The organism is Falsochrobactrum ovis (genome assembly GCF_003259955.1).
GTDB classification, from domain to species: domain Bacteria; phylum Pseudomonadota; class Alphaproteobacteria; order Rhizobiales; family Rhizobiaceae; genus Brucella; species Brucella ovis_A.
Genome location: NZ_QLMK01000002.1, coordinates 47,363 through 66,268, shown reverse-complemented (window position 1 = coordinate 66,268; position 18,906 = coordinate 47,363). Strand labels below are relative to the sequence as shown.

Below are 18,906 nucleotides of genomic sequence, written 5' to 3'. Positions count from 1 at the left end.
ACTGCCCGTAATTTGTAAAAATGGAGTGATTGAATGACAATAACACCGACTCCGGTTTCGGGCCTTGCTTTTCCACCTATTGACCCAATCATTTTTTCGATCGGCCCCATAGCCATCCATTGGTATGGTTTAGGCTATGTTGTCGGCATATTATTTGCTTGGTGGTATGGCAAGAAATTGCTGAACAATCACCGGCTTTGGGCCAACAACCATCCGCCGATGCAGGCCGACACTTTGGACGATTTTGTTATCTGGGCCGCGCTTGGCGTCGTTCTGGGTGGTCGGCTTGGATATGTATTATTTTATAATCTGCCTTTCTATCTCGCCAATCCGCTTGCGATCCCAGCCGTGTGGGACGGTGGAATGTCTTTTCACGGCGGAATTATCGGCACAACTCTCGCGATGATATGGTTTGCCCGCTCCCGGAACATTCCCGTTTGGAGCATGTTTGATACTATTGCTGCAGGCGTACCAGTCGGCCTAGGTCTGGTGCGGGTCGCAAATTTCATCAATCAGGAATTATGGGGCCGAGTAAGTGACGTGCCTTGGGCGGTATATTTCCCCAATGGCGGTCCGCTGCCGCGCCATCCGAGCCAAATCTACGAAGCTCTGCTTGAAGGGCTGGTTCTGTTTTTTGTGCTTTTCATCCTCACTTGGGTAGGCCGCAAGCTGAAAAAGCCGGGCTATATTGCAGGCACCTTTGTTGCGGGATACGGGCTAAGCCGTATTCTCGTTGAATTCTACCGCGAGCCAGATGCCCAATTGGGCTATATTTTTGGTGGTTGGCTGACTATGGGAATGATCTTAACACTACCAATGGTACTGTTTGGTTTTTGGGCAATTTGGCGCGCTAACCGGGCTGCCACGAATGAATAATACGTCTTTAAAAACCCGTATCCAGCGGCTCATTGAAACGTCTGGGCCGATCAGCGTCTCTGAATATATGACCATATGTCTGAGTGACCCGGACTTTGGCTATTACATGACGCGCGATCCTTTCGGAACCCAAGGCGATTTTATAACTGCCCCTGACATTAGTCAGATGTTTGGGGAACTGATCGCGATCTGGTCCATTGGCATTTGGCATGCCCTTGAAAAGCCAAGCGATATTGTTCTGTGCGAAATCGGCCCCGGCCGTGCAACTTTGATGAACGATATGCTGCGAACAATTACGCAGCTAGCGCCAAGCTTGGCAAAATCCGCAAAAGTCGTTTTGGTCGAAACAAGCCCCCGACTTATCGAACGTCAAAAAGAAGTGCTCGGCTCCTTTGAAATCAATATTCAATGGATAGACCGCTTTGATGCCGTTCCCCACGGTCCGCTTATCCTTGTTTCAAATGAACTCTTTGACGCGCTTCCCATCCGGCAATTTGTTAAATACGATGGTCGCTTTGTCGAACGTCTGATCGGTCTGGATGAGGCCGGAAACTTTCAGTTCGTGAGTGGTGTTGCAGGGATCGACGCATCGCTTTTGCCAAAAGACCATAATGCCACACCAGAGGGCACTATTTTCGAAGTGGCCCCATCGCGCGCCGCTTTGATGCAACAAATCTCAGAACGTATCGCAACCAGCCGGGGCGCAGCATTAACAATCGATTACGGGCATTTGAAATCAGGCTTTGGCGACACTTTACAGGCCATGCTTAAACACGCTTATGATGACGTATTCGCCAATCCTGGCATAGCAGATCTGACAAGTCATGTTGACTTCCAGCATTTGGAAGAAATAGCAATTCGTTCTGGTTGTAAAACGGGAACCATGACTCAGGGAGAATTTCTTCTCGCCATGGGATTGATCGAACGCGCCGGAAGATTAGGGTCAGGCCGAGGAGACGATTTTCAAAACAAACTTCGTCAGGATGTCGAGCGCCTCGCTGCGCCCGATCAGATGGGAGACCTGTTTAAAGTACTGGCTATTGCCGATAGTAAAACATCAATATTCCCTTTGAGAGCCAATCAGAACAGACCTAACTAAAAGCTGCAATTGACAAGCCCAATCGCGTCGCCCACCATCCGCCCGTTTGAAAGAGAAAACTGATGAACGAAAAGCCTCAACCGCTTCGCTCCCATTTACTGGATGGCCCTGCCGGACAAAATGGCCATTCCATTTCTCATGGTTTCTTTACGCGCAAGGGCGGCGTTTCAAACGGCATTTATGCAGGTCTCAATGTCGGTGGAGGCTCCGATGATGTTCCCCAAAATGTGCAGGAAAATCGCCGTCGTGTAGCTGGCTATCTTGGGGTAATTCCCGATAATCTTTTAACAGTCCACCAAATTCATTCGCCCGATGTTATATCGGTAACTAAACCTTTTGGCGCGCCGCGCCCCAAAGCTGACGCCATGGTAACCAAAATTCCTGGCATTGCGATTGGCGCTCTTTCAGCCGATTGCGGGCCGGTTCTTTTTGCTGATCATCAGGCGGGCGTCATTGGTTCCGCACATGCGGGCTGGCGCGGTGCTTTGACCGGCGTGCTCGAAAACACAATCAATGCGATGATCGAGCTGGGTGCCCAGCGCGAAAATATTGTAGCCATTTTAGGCCCGACGATCGGCCCAAATCATTATGAAGTTGGCCCGGAATTTTATGCGCAATTTATCGATAAGGATCAGGCCTTCACCACATATTTTGAGCCTTCCACTAAAGCAGATCATAAATTATTTGACCTTTGGGCCTTTATCATCGACCGCTTGACCAGCGCCGGTGTGAAAGCAGACGCACTTCGCCAATGCACCTATGCAAACGAAGAACAGTTTTATTCCTACAGACGGGCTACACACCGCAACGAGGCCGATTATGGCCGTCAGATTGCTGCTATAGCCATCATAGAAGCCTGAGGAGAAAGCAATGGCCCTTCACTTTGAACCTAAAGAATTTGCCGCCCGCCGTGACCGACTTATCCTCAAAATGGAAGAAGAAAAGCTTGATGCTTTGCTGCTCTTTGCACAAGAAAGCATGTATTGGCTCACAGGCTATGACACGTTCGGCTTTTGCTTTTTCCAATGCCTCATTGTTAAGGCAGATGGCTCGATGGTGTTATTGACACGCTCCGCCGATCTCAGACAAGCGCGACATACTTCCAATATTGAAAATATTGTCGTCTGGACCGACCGGGAAAAGGCCAATCCCGCAGTAGACCTGCGCAATATTCTCACTGAACTGGACTTGCTCGGCTGCCGTATCGGCATTGAGTATCAAACCCACGGTTTGACTGGCGCTAATGCACGCAAACTTGATGAGCAGTTGCAAAGCTTTGCCAAGCTTTTTGATGCGTCAGGAATGGTTGATCGTTTAAGGCTCTTAAAGAGTCCCGCCGAAATCGCTTTCGTAAAACGGGCTGCAGAACTAAGTGATGACGCCTTGGATGCTGCGTTGAAGCTCGCCAATTCCGGTGCAAACGAAGCCGATATACTTGCCGCCATGATGAGCGCCAATTTTGCTGGCGATGGTGACTATCCGGCCAATGAATATGTGATTGGATCAGGTCCGGACGCCTTGCTATGCCGCTATAAATCGGGCCGCCGAACTCTGGGTACAAACGATCAGCTCACCCTAGAATGGTCGGGCGTCTACCGTCATTATCATGCCCCGATGATGCGAACGATCCTTATTGGTGAACCCACAGAGCAACACGTCAAATTGTTCGATGCCGCCCATGAGGCGATGGAAGCTGTGGAAGCTGCGATGACACCAGCCTCAACATTTGGCGATGTTTTCGATGCTCATGCCCATACGATGGAAGCCCACGGCCTCACCCGCCACCGTTTGAATGCTTGTGGTTATTCAGTCGGGGCTCGCTTCGCTCCATCCTGGATGGACCCGCAAATGTTTTACTCAGGCAACCCAGAAACAATTCAGCCGGACATGACGCTTTTTGCTCATATAATTGTTGCGGATTCTGACACCGGCACCGCAATGACACTCGGTCAGACTTACCTGACCACTAATGGCGCGGCAAAACCATTATCGCGTCATTCTCTCCACATGCTGGTTGCTCGATAAGATTGTAAATTTCCCGCTGATCGGTGATAACAGCGATGAGCGCACGAGAAGTCTGCGCTCGCAGGAGCAAGAACCGGACATGAACAAAGCAAACTTATCAGTAGTGCTGTTGCTCGCAGGGCTGCTTGCGGCATGTAATAGTACCGAATCTGCACTTGATATTCAGGGGCAATCAGAAACTGCAACAGCTTCTCCGCAAGTCGCAACGGCGACGGAAAGCCCGACGCAATCAGCGCCACCGTCAGCCAAACAGACCTTGCAGCCGGGCAAGCTTTATATCGCTCCGATCATCGGCGCTCCACTAGAGATTGTAACTCCGCTCACCCATCGCTTGAACGACGTGGCACGTGCGCGCAAAATTGAGCTAGTGGGCAGTAGCGAAGCAAATGCCGCCTATGTCATGAAGGGTTATTTTTCCGTTCTGTCAGAAGATAACGAGACCACGGTTTTATATGTATGGGATATAAATGATGCTTCCGGCAACCGTTTGCATCGTATCCAAGGGCAAGAAAAAGTCTCAGGCGCAGCAGCAGATTCGTGGAGCGTGGTGCCAGCTTCCGCCATGCAGGCAATCGCAGATCGCACATTTCAAGAATATTCGAGCTGGATTGCGGCAAATCGCGCATAGTCCGCGCCAATTTGCGCAATAGTTTGAATCTCTTACAGATTCTCCTGCCAAGAAAAGAAAGAACGCATATCGTTCTATCTTTTTATTCGATTTTGACGAGTCAACCCTTGCAATAGCCGTCACTCTTTGCAATAGGCCCCACATTCGAGAAGCCTTGCGAGCCGCGCTATTTGAACCGTCTTTCTCGGTCGGAATAATTGCAGCGCTCTCAACGTTTTGCGAATATATCGGCTTAGTCAGTATAAATGGCTTTAGCGTTAGACGAAAGAATAAGTCCCCTTCAAGGACCTTTGCGACAGAACGAAACTGCTCCGGCTTCAGAGGCAAAAGAATGAAACTATTCGCAGGCAACTCCAACCGGGTTCTTGCCGAATCCGTTGCTCAATATCTCAATATCCCACTCGGCAAGGCGACAGTCCGCCGGTTCGCTGATCAGGAAATCTTCGTAGAGATTCAGGAAAACGTGCGCGGCGAAGACGTATTCGTTCTGCAATCAACATCCTATCCGGCAAATGATCATCTGATGGAATTGCTCATCATGATCGACGCATTCCGCCGCTCCTCTGCTCGTCGTATCACCGCAGTTCTTCCTTATTTCGGTTATGCGAGACAAGACCGTAAACCTGGTCCCCGTACACCAATTTCAGCGAAATTAGTCGCTAATCTTATTACCGAAGCCGGCGCCAGCCGCGTTCTGACCCTCGATCTCCATGCAGGCCAGATTCAGGGCTTTTTTGATATCCCCACTGACAATCTCTATTCGGTTCCGGTAATTGTGCGTGACGTGAAAGCCAATTACACAAATGGCAATTGCATGGTTGTTTCACCGGATGTCGGCGGTGTCGTCCGTGCCCGTTCTCTTGCCAAGCGCATCGACGCGCAGCTTGCCATTGTTGACAAGCGCCGTGAACGCCCCGGTGAATCCGAAGTCATGAATGTGATCGGTGATGTTACCGGAAAAGACTGCCTATTATTCGACGATATCGTCGATTCGGGCGGCACGCTGTGCAATGCTGCGGAAGCCCTGTTGAGCAAGGGCGCGAAAAGCGTAACCGCCTATATCACCCATGGCGTTCTTTCCGGCGGCGCTGTCGCACGTATTGCATCATCAAAGCTAAAAGAATTGGTAATCACCGATTCAATCCAGCCAACAACTGCTATCAATGATGCTCCAAATATCCGCGTTCTTTCGATCTCAAGCTTGATCGGTGAAGCGATCGCTCGCACCGCAGCGGAAGAATCCGTCTCAAGTCTTTTCGACTAAGAGATTAAAAACCGCTCAAGCGAGCCAAAATTCCCAAACATGCCGCTAGTAGCAATACAAGCGGCATGTTTGTTTTTAGCCCAATGAGCAGCCAGCCCGCAAAAATTGCAATCATTACAGCTGCCCCGTCTGCCGAATTCCAATTAGGCATTGGGACGGTAAATAGTCCCCAATTCAGCTCGGTCACTTCGCTAAAAACCACATGCACTGAAAACCACAATGCCAGACTGGCGATAACGCCCACCACCGCTGCGGAAACTCCTGACAGCATCGCCGCCAGCCACCGCACCTGTCTTAGACGCTCAACAAAAGGTGCACCGGCAAAAATCCATAAAAAACACGGCACGAAAGTAAACCAAAGCGCAATCAAACCACCCGCAACCCCGCCCCATAATGCAGGATAACCGGATAGATTTGCTGCACCAACAAAGCCAACAAAAACCAAAACCAGGATCAGAGGACCCGGGGTGGTTTCAGCCAGGCCCAGACCGGTCAACATTTCACTTGGCTCCATCCAGCCATAATTCTCTGCTGCAACCTGTAGCGTATAGGACAGCGCCGCATAGGCCCCACCAAAGCTCACCGCAGCAAGCTTGGAAAAGAACAAAGCCTCAGTTGAAAATACATGCTCCAATCCAAAGCTTAACAGAATTGCTGCCAATGGGATTAGCCAAAGCGAAGACCAAATCGCGGTTTGTTTGATAAACTCCGGTATCGCTCTTGATGACATCGATTTGAAACGGTTCGTTTCGGCCGATCTATACCAAAGCGCATGTCTTACACCGCCCGCCAAGGCCGCCAACGCAATCACAATTGGAAAGGAGAGGTTTAAAAAGCTAATTGCTATAAACGCCAAAATTGCCAGTATCAGTGAAAATACCGAAGTGAGCGTACGCCTTCCCATACGGTAAAGGGCTTCAAATATGATTGCCAAAACAGCTGCTTTCAGGCCGAATAACAGCCCCGCAACAATATCGACATGGCCCACCATGACGTAAAGCGCCGAGAAAGCCAGCATAACAGCAGCGCCCGGCAGCACGAACAACATTCCCGCCAACAGCCCACCACGCCATCCACGCAAAATCCAACCACAGTAAGTAGCTAGTTGCATCGCTTCGGGCCCGGGCAGCAGCATGCAAAAATTCAAAGCATGCAGCAGCCGCTCTTGGTCCATCCACTTTTTTTCGTCAACAACGACGCGTTGCAGCATCGCAATCTGCGCCGCCGGTCCCCCAAATGAAATAAGCCCGATCTTGCCGAAAGTGAAAAAGATTTCCCGATAATTTGGCACGAGCGCTTTATCTGTCACAAAATTCTTCCTGCTCTAATCTAATCAGGCTTTGGCCGATGATCATTACAGTTTTGTGACAGATTTAGGCTTTCACTTCTATTCTGCTGCGCTCTGCTCACTAAATTCATCAGGAGCATTCGGGTCTCCCGGCGCGGTTTCACATTGAAGATCCGGGAAATTAACTATTCGCAATCCTTCAAAATCATTGCGCAAAACCAAAAGCCCCCGCTCTTCAAAGTAAGTCAGAAGGCGCCGGGCTCTACTATAGGAATGTGTTCCATAAGCGCGCGCCAAAGCTGCATCAGAGGGACAGGGCGCGCCTGTCACGGCAGCCTGAGCAACAATAAGGAAAACCCCCTGCACATCATCGGTCAGCGTTTCAGAAAGGCTTAACGCCTTTTGCCAGCTTTCGCTTGATGCCGCCTCGCCTTCTATACTCGCCTGCGCCAGTGCGAGACGACGCCGAAAAGCTGGCAACGCTAATGGCTCTCCGGGTACACGATGGATCCGGCATCGCACAAGAAAGTCCTGATAAAGCACCGCCACTGAACGGAATGAAGCTTCCGGATCATCGACAATCTCGCGCATCACCTTATCAAGCAAATCTTCACGTTCCGCTTCGATTATATCCGGAAATAGCGGTTCTTGCGCAGGTTCTGCTTCTGGTTTGGGCTTTGCCACCTGAGCCAGTATTTCCGCCGTGGTCGGTGAAGGCGGAGGTGGCGGAGCCCGTCTGACGGGCACACGTATTTCTTCAGGCGCGGGAGTAAAGATAAGCTCATGCGCATCCTCAGGCGTATCAGGCAAGGGCATGAGCTTGGGCGATGACGAACGCGCTGAAGTTTCGACCGACCCGATCTTAATCGGCAATGGTCGCCTTGATAAAGCAGGCCCCAAAGCCACAAAATGCCCTCGTTGCAAATCGCGGAACATTTCAGCCTGCCTGCGCTCCATTCCTAAGAGATCAGCGGCGCGTGCCATGTCGATATCCAGAAAGGTCCGCCCCATCAAGAAATTGGAAGCTTCAGCCGCTACATTCTTGGCAAGTTTAGCAAGACGCTGCGTAGCAATCACCCCTGCAAGGCCACGCTTGCGACCGCGACACATCAGATTGGTCATCGCCCCAAGCGAAAGCTTTCGCGCTTCGTCCGACACCTCGCCGGCTGCCGCTGGCGCAAAAAGCTGCGCCTCATCCACCACAACCAGCATTGGGTACCAATAATCTCGCTCAGCGTCGAAAAGCCCGCCGAGAAAAGCGGCGGCCGCGCGCATTTGCTGCTCGACATCCAGACCTTCCAAATTGAGAATGGCGGATACTCTATGCTGCCTTATACGGGAGGCAATTCGAACCAGCTCATTCTCGGTCCGCGCTGCATCAACCACCACATGCCCATGAAGATCCGTAAGAGTAACAAAATCACCTTCCGGATCAATCACACATTGCTGCACCCATTGCGCGCTCTGCTCAAGCAAGCGGCGCAAAAGATGGGATTTGCCGGAACCGGAATTACCCTGCACAAGAAGACGGGTTGCCAGAAGTTCTTCGAGATCAAGCATAGCCTGTTTACCGCTTCCCAGCGCACTTGCTGACGCGGTCCCGCTTCCAGCGACAGATCCCATGTCGATACCGACCTGCATCTCGCCTCCTTCCGGAAAATCAATTAATCTGAAATCAGGCGACTCAAACCAGCGCCTTTTGACCTGCCATCCCCTATCACCTTTGATAAGAGCAAGGCCAGACGCAGAGGCAAATGCCCACAGAAGCTGTCTTTAAAGCGTAAAAAACTTGCGCAATAGCCGCCTTTCCTCTATAGCAGCGCCATCCGCGTAGACACCCTTGGAGGCAGCGCGGGATGAAGCTGACTGGCCTCGTTCTATGAACGAGGTAAATCGGAAGGTTTCATGTCGTTTATTTTTAAGCGACACTCCAGTTATTATTTGAAAGGTAATGCCATGAGCGAAAATTTCGTGCTCAAGGCCGATTTGCGCAGCCGGGTTGGTAAGGGGTCCTCCCGCGAACTTCGCCGCAACGGCCAGATTCCGGCTGTCATTTATGGTGACAAGCAGGCCCCCCTTGCAATCGCTATTCCTTATAAGGAAGTTTATTACAAAATCCACGGCGGCGGCTTCAAGACCACCATCATCTCGATCGATGTCGACGGCAAGAAGATCAACGTTCTGCCGAAAGACTATCAGCTCGATCCCGTTCGCGATTTCCCAATGCATGTCGACTTTTTGCGCGTTTCCGCAAAGTCGGTTGTAACGGTTAACGTTCCGGTTCAATTCAAAAACGAAGAAGCATCTCCCGGCATCAAGCGCGGCGGTGTTCTTAACATCGTTCGTCACGAAGTTGAACTCGTTGTTGCGGCTAATGCAATTCCAGACAATCTCGAAGTCGACCTTACCGGCCTCGAAGTCGGTGACACGGTACACTTCTCGGCAATCGATCTGCCGGAAGGTGCAGCGCCAGTCATTCAGGACCGCGATTTCACCATCGCGACCATTGCTGCGCCTGCCGGCCTGAAGTCGGACGACAACGCAGAAACCGAAGAAGAAGAAGAAGCAACCAAGGAAGGCGAATAATCGCTTTCCGAAGGTCGGGGATCTCTTTACCATGCTGCTCATTGCAGGACTTGGCAATCCGGGCCCCAAATATGCGCAAAACCGGCATAATATCGGTTTCATGGCGGCGGATGAAATATTCCGCCGTCATCGTTTTTCCAACTGGCAAAAAAAGTTTCAGGCTGAGATTGCCGACGGCACCGTCGACGGCGAGAAGATTATTCTGATCAAACCTCAGACTTTCATGAATCTTTCCGGTCAGTCCATCGGAGAAGCTATGCGCTTTTACAAGCTCAGCTCTGCTGACCTTGTCGTCATTTATGATGAACTGGATCTAGCACCCGGAAAACTTCGTATAAAAACAGGCGGTGGCTCTGGTGGGCATAATGGCATCAAGTCGATTGATGCACATTTACAATCCCTGCCCGGAGGCAAAGATTATCGCCGTATGCGCCTCGGTATCGGCCATCCCGGCGCAAAAGAACTCGTTCACAACCATGTGCTGGGCGATTTTGCGAAAGCTGACGGCGAATGGCTTGACACGCTCACTGGCGCAATTGCAGACAATGTCGGCCTGCTTGCGAAGAATGAGAATAATACTTTTATGAACCGTGTCGCAGTCGCTATGGGAGACGGGAATCAACGACCAAATGGTTTTAAAGCCCGGCCTGAAGAGGCCATCAAGCCTGCTCCAAAGGCGCAGAGCCATATAAGGCAAGCGCGTCAAAACCAACGCCCTGCCAATATCCCCCAAAGCGGTCCGATGGCTGATATGCTGAAAAAGCTTTTCGGCAAGAAAGATTAAGGTCCGCCCTCTTTCCGGCCCCGCACCACTTGACGCTCTACCCTGCTATGGCGCATAGCGGCGGTAATTAATTCTATCGAGACAGGTAAGATCATGGGTTTCAAATGCGGCATTGTTGGCCTGCCAAATGTTGGCAAGTCCACGCTCTTTAACGCACTGACCAAAACGGCTGCTGCACAGGCTGCAAATTATCCGTTCTGCACCATTGAGCCAAATACCGGTGAAGTCGCGGTTCCTGACCCACGTCAAAGTGAGGTCGCGCGTATCGCAGGCTCTAAGGAAATCATCCCGACTCGCATCAATTTTGTCGATATTGCCGGTCTGGTGCGGGGCGCTTCAAAAGGTGAAGGGCTTGGCAACCAGTTCCTCGCCAATATTCGCGAAGTCGATGCAATCGTCCACGTGCTGCGTTGCTTTGAAGATGATGACATCACGCATGTCGAGGGCCGTATTGACCCCGTTTCAGATGCTGAGACAGTGGAAACAGAGCTGATGCTAGCCGACTTGGAAAGCATCGAGCGTCGCATCGTGCAGATCCGCAAGCGCGCCACCGGCAAGGATAAAGAAGCACTCACCGTCCTTCCTGTCATGGAGCGTGCATTGGAGCTTCTGCAAAATGGCAAGCCCGTGCGTCTGATGCTTACCAATATTTCTCCAGAAGATCTTCTCATCCTCAAGGGCCTTAATCTGCTGACCTCAAAGCCCGTGCTTTATGTCGGAAACGTCGCAGAAGAAGACGCTGCCAAAGGCAATGAATACACCGAAGCTGTCGAAAAAATGGCTCAGGAACAAGGCGCTCAGACAGTCATTATCTCCGCAGCGATTGAAGCAGAAGTCGCTCAACTGCCTGATGAGGAAGCCAAGGAATATCTGGATAGTATGGGTCTTGAAGAGCCGGGTCTCGACCGTCTTATCCGCTCTGGCTATAAGCTTTTAGACCTGATTACCTATTTCACCGCTGGGCCAAAGGAAACACGCGCCTGGACCATCAAACGTGGCACCAAAGCACCTGGCGCGGCTGGCGTGATCCATACGGATTTTGAACGCGGTTTTATTCGCGCACAAACGATTGCTTTTGAAGACTACGTCAAATTTAACGGTGAATTGGGCGCCAAAGAAGCCGGAAAAGCCCGTGACGAAGGCAAGGAATACATCGTTCAGGATGGCGATGTGCTGCTATTTCGTTTCAATACCTGATAGAAAATCAATCACAATAAAAGGCCACCCAATCGGGTGGCCTTTTAGTTTCAACTTCAATTCGCTCTGCTTTCTCTAAAAGTCGAAGCTGGTGACTAGACCTTAGTCACCTTCGAATTCGACGAGAGTTCGAACAGGAACGCCAAGCGCTTCCAGTTTCTTACGTCCGCCCAGATCAGGCAGGTCGATGATGAAACATGCAGCCACAATCTCGGCACCCATCTGCAACAAAAGCTTCGATGCGGCTTCGGCAGTGCCGCCCGTAGCAACCAAATCATCAACCAGAATGATGCGCTGACCGGGTGCGATTGCGTCTCGATGCATCTCCATTTCATCAATGCCATATTCGAGACTATAAGCTATCCGCACCGTATCCCGCGGCAGCTTACCTTTTTTACGGATTGGCACAAAGCCAGACGACAACTGATGCGCGATGGCTCCGCCCAAAATAAATCCGCGCGCCTCAATACCCGCAACCTTGTCGATCTTATTACCCGCATAGGGATAAACAAGTTCATCAACCGCGCGTCGGAACGCCTGTGCATTGCCCATAAGGGTAGTGACGTCGCGAAACTGGACCCCCTTTTTGGGATAATCCGGTATCGTCCTGATTGCGTCTTTCAAGCTGGCCTTGAACTCAGGTTCCATTTTTAGTCCTCTTCAGAACGCCTCATGCGAACAATCCGCGAGCTAAATTCTTGCCTTGTTCAATCATGATCAGTCCTCGCTCAAGCGACTTATCAATTTATGCAACAAGATAGTGAAAAGAAAAAGGGCGCCATTGGCGCCCTATCGATAGGCTGAACGCATTTAATGTTTAACGTCTGACCAAATCATACGTTTGGCGATGTAAACAAGACCCGCAAACAGGATCAAGAAAACCATCACTCGGAAACCGGTTTTCTTTCTCTGTTCGAGATGCGGCTCCGCGGCCCACATCAGGAATGCGGCGACGTCACGCGAATATTGATCGACAGTTTGCGGAGCGCCGTCATCATAGGTCACCTGATCATCGCTGAGCGGCTTCGCCATAGCCAGCGATTTACCCGCGATGAAATACGGATTGTAATAAGTGCCCTCTGCGACTTCGACGCCCGCTGGTGGCTCTTGATAGCCAGTAAGAAGCGAATAGACGTAGTCCGGACCATTTTCGTTATACTGCGTGAATATATCGAATACGAAGGTCGGAAAGCCCCGCTCAACAGCACGTGCTTTTGCGATCAATGATAAATCCGGTGGTGCAGCACCATTGTTAGATGCTGCGGCCGCATTGGCATTCGGATATGGCGACGGGAAATGATCCGTCGGAATGCCGGCACGGGTGAACATATCACCGTCATCATTCGGACCATCTTCAACTTCATATTCGGCCGCGAAAGCCTTGACCTGATCGTCCGAGTAGCCAAGGTCTTGCAGCGTACGGAATGCCACCAAATCCAGCGAATGGCAGGCAGCGCAGACTTCCTTATAGACTTTCAGACCACGCTGCAGCTGGGCTTTATCATAGGTCCCAAAAGGACCGGAGAAGCTCCAATTTTGCTCTCGCGGTTTATGGATCGGAAAAGCTTCTACTTCGCCTGCCCCGTCTTCCTGAGCGAAGGCGCCACCAATGGCAACGCCCATCGCCACAAGCGGCACAACGCCCAAGGAAGCGAAATTTTTGAGGAACGTTTTCATTCTTTTGTCCTTCATCTCTCGCCGACTCAGTTGTTGATCGCCACTGGGGCAATCTCTGTTTTGCCCTCGTTCTTTTCGAGCACTGCCTCGGTGATAGAGTTCGGCAGACGCTTGGGCTTTTCGATCAAACCGAGAAGCGGCATGATGATCAGGAAGAAGGCAAAATAGTAAAGCGTTCCCATCTGAGTAAGGATAACGTAGACCCCCTCCGCCGGACGCGAACCGAGCCATCCGAGGAAGATACAATCAGCCACGAAAATCCAGAAAAACAGTTTGTACCATGGACGATAGACCGCCGAACGCACCTTCGACGTGTCGAGCCACGGCAGAACAAACAGGATCGCAATCGAGCCAAACATCACCAGAACACCACCAAGCTTTGAGTCGATGGGTCCGATATTAAAGGTCACGGCACGCAGCATCGCATAGAAAGGCAGGAAGTACCATTCAGGAACGATGTGCGACGGCGTCTTGAGGGAATCCGCCGGGATATAGTTATCCGCGTGGCCGAGATAGTTCGGCATATAAAAAATGAAATAGGCAAAGACGAGGAAGAAGATCAGTGCCCCGAAAGCGTCCTTAATGGTTGCATAAGGCGTAAACGGAACCGTATCGGTCTTTGTCTTGACCTCAATACCCGTTGGGTTGGTCTGACCTGTTACGTGCAGTGCCCATACGTGCAAAACAACCACACCTGCGATCATGAATGGCAGCAAATAGTGCAGCGAGAAGAATCGGTTAAGTGTGGGATTGTCGACGGCAAAACCGCCCAGCAGCAATTGCTGGATTGGCTCACCAATGATCGGAAACGCCGTAAAGAAGCCGGTGATAACCGTAGCTCCCCAGAACGACATCTGTCCCCATGGCAGCACATATCCCATAAAGGCTGTTGCCATCATCAGGAAGAAGATGATTACGCCAAGTATCCACAAAAGCTCACGCGGAGCCTTATAGGAGCCGTAATAGAGACCGCGCGCAATATGCAGATAAACCGCGACAAAGAAGAACGATGCACCATTGGCATGCATATAACGCAACAGCCAGCCGGAATTAACATCGCGCATGATCTTTTCGACCGAATTGAACGCGATTGCGGTGTTTGCTGCATAATGCATGGCAAGCACAACACCGGTCAAAATCTGCGCAATCAACATGAACGCCAAAATGCCACCAAAGGTGTACATATAGTTCAGATTGCGTGGCGTCGGGTAAGCGACGAAGGAATCATACATTAATCGCGGCAATGGCATCCGCTCATCGACCCATTTTTCGATGCCGGTCGAGGGCGTATATGTGGAGTGACCACCACTCATGTTTTATCTCCCCAAGATCTGTATCAGCCGATCCTGATGACCGTATCGGAAATGAACTCGAACTGCGGAATCAACATATTCTCTGGTGCTGGGCCACTACGGATACGACCAGCAGTGTCGTAGTGCGACCCATGACATGGGCAGAACCAACCGCCAAACGTGCCAGCTTCACCCAGAGGTACGCAGCCCAGATGGGTACAGACCCCGATCATAACGAGCCAGTTTTCCTTGCCCTCACCCGCCGAGCGAGCCAGGTCGGTTGCTTCAGCATCCGCAGGAAGATTTGCATTTCGCGCTAGCGGATCCTTGAGATCAGCCAGTGCTGTCTCCTGGGCTTCTTGAACTTCTTTTTCGGTACGGTTCCGGATGAATACCGGCTTGCCGCGCCATTTAACCGTTAGGGAGCCGCCTTCCGCGAGGGAAGATACGTCAACCTCAACGGACGCCGCCGCAAGTGTCGAAGCGTCTGGACGCATCTGGTCGATAAACGGCCAGGCCAGTCCGCCAACTCCGACGACACCTGCCATTCCCGTCGCAATATACAAAAAATCACGCCGTGTCGGCTCAGCCGTGTCGTGTGCGCTCACGTGCCAATTCCTTTTCAACCTGCATGTTCAATTGAATACTCCCCTCGTCCTCTTGCAGCTAAGCAAAAATAGTCCTGCAAGTACTCACAGAACAAATTCCCTCCATCTCACCATTCGGTTTAGGCGGGAAGAAAAGTCTTGTCCAGACAGCAACTCGCTGGGACGGCACCATGTCGCAGGCTATTTTTCGCGCTTATTTAAGCCCAAACTTACTGCAGCCACAATCTTAAACAAGCATTAATATTCTCGATTGATCCCCAGGTCACCGAGAAATCGACCAGACTACCGGGCCCAGAGCGTCACATATAACCGCCCACGTTCAATCAGATTATCATGCCATCTGCCTTCCTCTGCGTTCCGGGCTTGTCCACAAGATGAGCAGACTCAAGCGCAGCAATTGTGGAAAGTCGATATGCAAACGCACTAATAGTCTATCATCTCATTAGCTGATTGAGGTCATCCTAGTTAGGAACTTCGAACTGCGAATCGAGTGCGTAGACGCTTGATTGAAGACGAAAGCCTAAGCCAGCTCTCAAACAGAGCTTAGATCGCTTTCATTGAAGCCAATTATCTAATCGACCAACTCCGCTTCCGCCTCATCAAACCCCAGAAATCCGCCCGATTGGCGCGCCCAAAGTTTGGCGTAAATACCGTTGAGCGCAACCAGCTCCTCATGCGTTCCGTCTTCCACAATCCGCCCCTCATCCATGACAACTAGCCGGTCCAACGCTGCAATGGTGGAAAGCCGATGCGCAATTGCGATGACAGTTTTCCCCTCCATCAATGTGTTGAGACTATCCTGAATCGCAGCTTCCACTTCGGAATCAAGCGCTGACGTCGCCTCATCAAGAATAAGAATCGGCGCATCCTTGAGCATCACACGCGCGATCGCAATACGCTGCCTCTGTCCGCCCGACAATTTGACTCCGCGCTCGCCAACATGGGCATCCAATCCCCGGCGACCCGCTGCATCAGTTAGCATGGGAATAAACTGATCGGCCTGTGCAAGCTTAATGGCGTGCTCCAGCATCGCTTCGGTAGCATCAGGACGCCCATAAATAATATTCTCGCGCACCGAGCGATGCAGAAGCGAAGTGTCCTGTGTCACCATCCCGATATTTGCGCGCAAACTATCTTGCTGAACATCCGCAATATTCTGGCCATCAATAAGGATGCGCCCGCTTTCAAGATCGTAAAAGCGCAACAGCAAATTGACCAGCGTCGATTTTCCCGCGCCTGATCGTCCGACTAGACCTACCTTCTGTCCGGCCGGGATTACAAGCGAGAGACCTTCAATAACGCCCTTACCCTTACCGTAGTGAAATCCAATATCGTCAAATACGAGTTCACCTTTGGTCACTTTCAGTGGCGCCGCATTTGGTTTGTCGGCCACCTCTTGCGATTGGGCAAGCGTGGTGATTCCGTCCTCCACTGTTCCAATATTTTCAAACAGTGCGGACATTTCCCACATGATCCATTGTGACATGCCATTAAGCCGCAACGACAAGCCGATACCAACAGCCACTGCACCCACGGAAATCGCTTCATTCAACCACAGGATGATACCGATCGTCCCTACTGCAAACAGCAAAATGCAATTGGCAACATAGAGACTGAAGTGAAACCGGGTAATCAAACGCATCTGTCGATGCACGGTCTGAAGAAACCCATCCATGCTTTCACGCACGTAAGATTCTTCGCGAGTCGAATGCGAAAAAAGCTTTATGGTCGCAACATTGGTATAGCTATCAACAATACGACCCGTCATAGACGAGCGCGCATTAGCCTGCTCTTCCGATGCTATTCTGAGCTTTGGAATAAAATATTTGAGCAGCAAGATATAGGCGCAGAGCCATACTGCAAACGGAAGCATCAGAAAAATATCGGCCGAAGCCGCGATGAAAAGCGTGCCCGCGAAATAAACGATGACGTAATTTAATACGTCCAGCAGCTTCATCACCGCTTCGCGCACCGCAAGCGCAGTTTGCATCAACTTGGTCGAGATGCGCCCAGCAAACTCATCCTGAAAAAACGACAATGATTGCCGGATCAGATAGCGATGCATCAACCAGCGCACCCGCATCGGGTAATTTCCAAGCAAAGTCTGGTGAATAAGCAAGGATTGGAGCAGCGCTACGCCGGGCAAGCCCACCAGAACCAACCCAGCGATCAACGATAAACGCCAACCTTCCTGTTGCAAGAAAGTCTCGCGCGATTGTTGGGAAAGCCAGTCCACTATATTGCCAAGAAAGGCAAATAACGACACTTCGATTACCGCAATGAGTGTCGTGAAAAACGCCATTCCCAAAAGCCACGGCCAAGCGCCTCGTGTGTAATAGAGGCAAAAGGCTACCAATCCCCGCGGCGGCTCACGGGGTGTTTCTTCAGGATAGGGCTTGAGCTGATTTTCGAACCATTTGAACATATGAGTTCTTTTATTTGGCCAGTGGAACATTGCCAAGCAAATTCCGGGATAACTAAATTTTGCAAGGCTCTTGCAGCTTGCTCAGCTCTGCGTTACCGCGAACATATGACTTTGCGAATTGCCCTTTACCAACCCGACATTCCCGGAAATACCGGAACGATCCTGCGCATGGCCGCCTGTCTGGGCTTTGCCGTGGACCTTATAGAGCCTGCGGGATTTGATGTTTCAGATCGCGCACTTCGCCGGTCCGGCATGGATTATTTAGAACAGGCAGCTTTAACGCGCCACGCTGACTGGAGCCAGTTTAACGATTGGCGAAACGCCTCTGGGCGAAGGCTCGTCCTCCTATCGACCAAAGCGGCCATCCCCTACACAGATTACAAATTCCAAGACAGTGACATTATCTTATTTGGACGCGAGTCATCAGGCGTTCCCGAAAGCATACAAGATATGGCAGATGCGCGATTAATCATCCCCATGGTTCCCGGCGCCCGCTCATTAAATCTTGCGGTTTCCGTAGCGATGACTGTCGGCGAGGCTCTGCGTCAAAGACGCTAAAAAAGATTCACAAACAATATGATAGCCAATTAACCTGAATCAGTTTTCAAATTTTCTCGCGTAAACTTTGCATCGCTTTTTTGGAATGTAAAAAGGAATCCTATTTCAAAGGCTTGGCCGGTAAACTTGAATCAGGAAACGAATTGGCTTGATTTGAATGCTCAGACACCAAATTAGTGCATAGACTTGTGCCACTTTTTAATCAGAGCTCGGCAATCGGCGCATCGTAAATTCGATCACATCATCTGGACGTTCGCACCAACTTTCGATCTCGGTCCAATAAGCGGCCTTAGGGAAAGCCTCGAACCATTCCCGTGCCTTGGCCCTTGCCGCCTGCCGCGGTAAAATAAAAGTCTCGCGAAGAAATCCATCCTTCGGCAATCGCTTATTACTCGCACGACTTTTCGCGAGTTGCTTTCGCAATCCTTCAAGTGGCGGACCGGATTTGATGCGGGACATTGGATTGCCTCCATCTGCATTTCGCCTGTAGGCGAACCACTCAAATCATATCGCAAGAGTGTATCGAAAAGATTTACGGGTGCTTGCTCACAATTGCTCTAAAACAAAATAGGCAAGGGCACACAGAAAGACGAGTCATT

At 50.9% G+C, this 18,906-nt stretch carries 18 protein-coding genes; 10 read left to right on the top strand and 8 right to left on the bottom strand.

All coding sequences use genetic code 11. The features are described 5' to 3' along the window. Positions 1–33: 33 nt before the first annotated feature. The 6 genes from lgt (at position 34) to C7374_RS03925 (ending at position 5,892) form a co-directional block, all read left to right on the top strand. Positions 34–876, top strand: a complete 843-nt coding sequence (lgt, locus tag C7374_RS03950) for a prolipoprotein diacylglyceryl transferase (RefSeq protein WP_111574327.1) — start codon at positions 34–36, stop codon at positions 874–876. Continuing rightward, the gene (locus C7374_RS03945; protein ID WP_111574326.1) at positions 869–1,975 is read left to right on the top strand and encodes a class I SAM-dependent methyltransferase; all 1,107 of its coding nucleotides are present in this window, start codon (positions 869–871) and stop codon (positions 1,973–1,975) included. The genes lgt and C7374_RS03945 overlap by 8 nt, the downstream gene beginning before the upstream one ends. 62 nt (positions 1,976–2,037) lie before the next feature. Beyond that, positions 2,038–2,835: a peptidoglycan editing factor PgeF gene (pgeF, locus tag C7374_RS03940; protein ID WP_111574325.1), complete on the top strand. Its 798-nt coding sequence runs from the start codon at positions 2,038–2,040 to the stop codon at positions 2,833–2,835. Positions 2,836–2,845: 10 nt separating this feature from the next. Next, positions 2,846–4,000 carry a M24 family metallopeptidase gene (locus C7374_RS03935; protein WP_111574324.1) on the top strand — a complete coding sequence of 385 codons (1,155 nt, stop codon included), beginning with the start codon at positions 2,846–2,848 and terminating at the stop codon, positions 3,998–4,000. Between the two features lie 79 nt (positions 4,001–4,079). Further along, positions 4,080–4,628 (top strand): hypothetical protein, encoded by a 549-nt coding sequence (locus C7374_RS03930; RefSeq protein ID WP_111574630.1) that lies wholly within the window; start codon positions 4,080–4,082, stop codon positions 4,626–4,628. Between the two features lie 331 nt (positions 4,629–4,959). Further along, positions 4,960–5,892, top strand: a complete 933-nt coding sequence (locus tag C7374_RS03925) for a ribose-phosphate pyrophosphokinase (RefSeq protein WP_111574323.1) — start codon at positions 4,960–4,962, stop codon at positions 5,890–5,892. 4 nt (positions 5,893–5,896) lie between these two features. Here C7374_RS03925 and chrA read toward each other — a convergent pair whose 3' ends face one another. Together chrA and C7374_RS03915 are read right to left on the bottom strand one after the other, a co-directional pair. After that, positions 5,897–7,201 (bottom strand): chromate efflux transporter, encoded by a 1,305-nt coding sequence (gene chrA, locus C7374_RS03920; protein WP_111574322.1) that lies wholly within the window; start codon positions 7,199–7,201, stop codon positions 5,897–5,899. A 78-nt stretch (positions 7,202–7,279) separates the two neighbouring features. Further along, positions 7,280–8,821 carry a helicase HerA domain-containing protein gene (locus tag C7374_RS03915; protein ID WP_111574321.1) on the bottom strand — a complete coding sequence of 514 codons (1,542 nt, stop codon included), beginning with the start codon at positions 8,819–8,821 and terminating at the stop codon, positions 7,280–7,282. Between the two features lie 315 nt (positions 8,822–9,136). Between C7374_RS03915 and C7374_RS03910 the strand changes: the two genes are divergently transcribed. The 3 genes from C7374_RS03910 to ychF all read left to right on the top strand — a co-directional run bounded on the left by C7374_RS03910 (position 9,137) and on the right by ychF (position 11,747). Beyond that, the gene (locus C7374_RS03910) at positions 9,137–9,766 is read left to right on the top strand and encodes a 50S ribosomal protein L25/general stress protein Ctc (RefSeq protein WP_111574629.1); all 630 of its coding nucleotides are present in this window, start codon (positions 9,137–9,139) and stop codon (positions 9,764–9,766) included. A 31-nt stretch (positions 9,767–9,797) separates the two neighbouring features. Further along, complete coding sequence (pth, locus tag C7374_RS03905; protein WP_111574320.1) at positions 9,798–10,550, top strand: aminoacyl-tRNA hydrolase; 753 nt, start codon at positions 9,798–9,800, stop codon at positions 10,548–10,550. A 93-nt stretch (positions 10,551–10,643) separates the two neighbouring features. Continuing rightward, entirely contained in the window at positions 10,644–11,747 is a 1,104-nt protein-coding gene (ychF, locus tag C7374_RS03900; RefSeq protein ID WP_111574319.1) for a redox-regulated ATPase YchF, read from the top strand. Positions 11,748–11,849: 102 nt separating this feature from the next. Here the strand turns inward: ychF and C7374_RS03895 are convergent, their stop codons facing one another. The 5 genes from C7374_RS03895 to C7374_RS03875 all read right to left on the bottom strand — a co-directional run bounded on the left by C7374_RS03895 (position 11,850) and on the right by C7374_RS03875 (position 17,749). Next, the gene (locus tag C7374_RS03895; protein ID WP_111574318.1) at positions 11,850–12,395 is read right to left on the bottom strand and encodes an adenine phosphoribosyltransferase; all 546 of its coding nucleotides are present in this window, start codon (positions 12,393–12,395) and stop codon (positions 11,850–11,852) included. A gap of 162 nt (positions 12,396–12,557) precedes the next feature. Continuing rightward, positions 12,558–13,424 carry a cytochrome c1 gene (locus tag C7374_RS03890; RefSeq protein WP_210205066.1) on the bottom strand — a complete coding sequence of 289 codons (867 nt, stop codon included), beginning with the start codon at positions 13,422–13,424 and terminating at the stop codon, positions 12,558–12,560. Between the two features lie 26 nt (positions 13,425–13,450). Continuing rightward, on the bottom strand, positions 13,451–14,737 hold the full coding sequence (locus C7374_RS03885) for a cytochrome b (RefSeq protein ID WP_111574316.1): 1,287 nt from the start codon (positions 14,735–14,737) through the stop codon (positions 13,451–13,453). 23 nt (positions 14,738–14,760) lie between these two features. Further along, the gene (petA, locus tag C7374_RS03880) at positions 14,761–15,324 is read right to left on the bottom strand and encodes a ubiquinol-cytochrome c reductase iron-sulfur subunit (RefSeq protein ID WP_111574315.1); all 564 of its coding nucleotides are present in this window, start codon (positions 15,322–15,324) and stop codon (positions 14,761–14,763) included. 571 nt (positions 15,325–15,895) lie between these two features. Beyond that, the gene (locus C7374_RS03875; protein ID WP_111574314.1) at positions 15,896–17,749 is read right to left on the bottom strand and encodes an ABC transporter ATP-binding protein; all 1,854 of its coding nucleotides are present in this window, start codon (positions 17,747–17,749) and stop codon (positions 15,896–15,898) included. Between the two features lie 105 nt (positions 17,750–17,854). Between C7374_RS03875 and C7374_RS03870 the strand changes: the two genes are divergently transcribed. Then, positions 17,855–18,307, top strand: a complete 453-nt coding sequence (locus C7374_RS03870) for a tRNA (cytidine(34)-2'-O)-methyltransferase (protein ID WP_111574628.1) — start codon at positions 17,855–17,857, stop codon at positions 18,305–18,307. Positions 18,308–18,505: 198 nt separating this feature from the next. Here C7374_RS03870 and C7374_RS03865 read toward each other — a convergent pair whose 3' ends face one another. Then, the gene (locus C7374_RS03865) at positions 18,506–18,766 is read right to left on the bottom strand and encodes a hypothetical protein (protein ID WP_111574313.1); all 261 of its coding nucleotides are present in this window, start codon (positions 18,764–18,766) and stop codon (positions 18,506–18,508) included. Positions 18,767–18,906 lie beyond the last annotated feature (140 nt).

Coding starts and splice junctions, on each gene's coding strand:
- lgt (WP_111574327.1), top strand. CDS start 34: ATGACAATAACACCGACTCCGGTTTCGGGCCTTGCTTTTCCACCTATT.
- C7374_RS03945 (WP_111574326.1), top strand. CDS start 869: ATGAATAATACGTCTTTAAAAACCCGTATCCAGCGGCTCATTGAAACG.
- pgeF (WP_111574325.1), top strand. CDS start 2,038: ATGAACGAAAAGCCTCAACCGCTTCGCTCCCATTTACTGGATGGCCCT.
- C7374_RS03935 (WP_111574324.1), top strand. CDS start 2,846: ATGGCCCTTCACTTTGAACCTAAAGAATTTGCCGCCCGCCGTGACCGA.
- C7374_RS03930 (WP_111574630.1), top strand. CDS start 4,080: ATGAACAAAGCAAACTTATCAGTAGTGCTGTTGCTCGCAGGGCTGCTT.
- C7374_RS03925 (WP_111574323.1), top strand. CDS start 4,960: ATGAAACTATTCGCAGGCAACTCCAACCGGGTTCTTGCCGAATCCGTT.
- C7374_RS03915 (WP_111574321.1), bottom strand. CDS start 8,821: ATGCAGGTCGGTATCGACATGGGATCTGTCGCTGGAAGCGGGACCGCG.
- C7374_RS03910 (WP_111574629.1), top strand. CDS start 9,137: ATGAGCGAAAATTTCGTGCTCAAGGCCGATTTGCGCAGCCGGGTTGGT.
- pth (WP_111574320.1), top strand. CDS start 9,798: ATGCTGCTCATTGCAGGACTTGGCAATCCGGGCCCCAAATATGCGCAA.
- ychF (WP_111574319.1), top strand. CDS start 10,644: ATGGGTTTCAAATGCGGCATTGTTGGCCTGCCAAATGTTGGCAAGTCC.
- C7374_RS03895 (WP_111574318.1), bottom strand. CDS start 12,395: ATGGAACCTGAGTTCAAGGCCAGCTTGAAAGACGCAATCAGGACGATA.
- C7374_RS03890 (WP_210205066.1), bottom strand. CDS start 13,424: ATGAAAACGTTCCTCAAAAATTTCGCTTCCTTGGGCGTTGTGCCGCTT.
- C7374_RS03885 (WP_111574316.1), bottom strand. CDS start 14,737: ATGAGTGGTGGTCACTCCACATATACGCCCTCGACCGGCATCGAAAAA.
- C7374_RS03875 (WP_111574314.1), bottom strand. CDS start 17,749: ATGTTCAAATGGTTCGAAAATCAGCTCAAGCCCTATCCTGAAGAAACA.
- C7374_RS03870 (WP_111574628.1), top strand. CDS start 17,855: ATGACTTTGCGAATTGCCCTTTACCAACCCGACATTCCCGGAAATACC.
- C7374_RS03865 (WP_111574313.1), bottom strand. CDS start 18,766: ATGTCCCGCATCAAATCCGGTCCGCCACTTGAAGGATTGCGAAAGCAA.